Source organism: Pseudomonas sp. KB_15, assembly GCF_052114525.1.
Lineage (GTDB): Bacteria > Pseudomonadota > Gammaproteobacteria > Pseudomonadales > Pseudomonadaceae > Aquipseudomonas.
In genome coordinates this window covers 1-579 of the sequence record NZ_JBFREX010000130.1, presented here as the reverse complement: position 1 = coordinate 579, position 579 = coordinate 1, and the positions used below count along the sequence as shown (strand labels likewise).

At 66.5% G+C, this 579-nt stretch carries 1 protein-coding gene; it reads left to right on the top strand.

Annotated elements, in window-relative coordinates; all coding sequences use genetic code 11:
* A partial coding sequence (gene tssG / locus AB4Z35_RS30040) for a type VI secretion system baseplate subunit TssG (protein ID WP_442101165.1) occupies positions 1 to 579 on the top strand: 579 nt, incomplete at both ends.

Genomic DNA, 579 nt, shown 5'->3' with positions numbered 1-579 from the left:
TCGCCGACCTGTTCCACCATCGCGCACTGTCGCTGTTCTATCGCGCCTGGGCTGCGGGCCAGTCCACCGCCGCACTCGACCGGCCTGACGAGGAGCGGTTCTCGTTCTACGTCGCCAGCCTGATGGGAACGGATCAGGACGAAGCGCGCCAGAGCTGCCTGCCTACCCACGCCCGTTACGGCGCGTCGGCGCACATTGTGCGCGAGGCCCGGAACCCTGAGGGCATCGCGGCCACGCTGTCGCAGTACTTCGATGTGCCGATTGCGGTCGAGGAGTACGTGCCGCACTGGATTCGCGTCGACGCGTCCGGCCATTGCCGGTTGGGGCTCCCGGGCGCTTCGTCCTTCATGGGCGAGGCGGCGATGCTCGGCGAGCAGATTGCTGACCGGCAGCACAAGTTCCGGCTTGTGATCGGCCCGCTCGACTTCCTCCACTACCAGCGGCTTGCGCCGCGTGGCGAAGACTTGCGCACACTGGTCGAATGGGTGCGTGCCTTCATCGGCTACGAGTACGACTGGGAGATCCAGTTGCTGATCAAGCCAGAAGAGGTGCCAGCGCCGCACGTGGACGGGCGTCAGC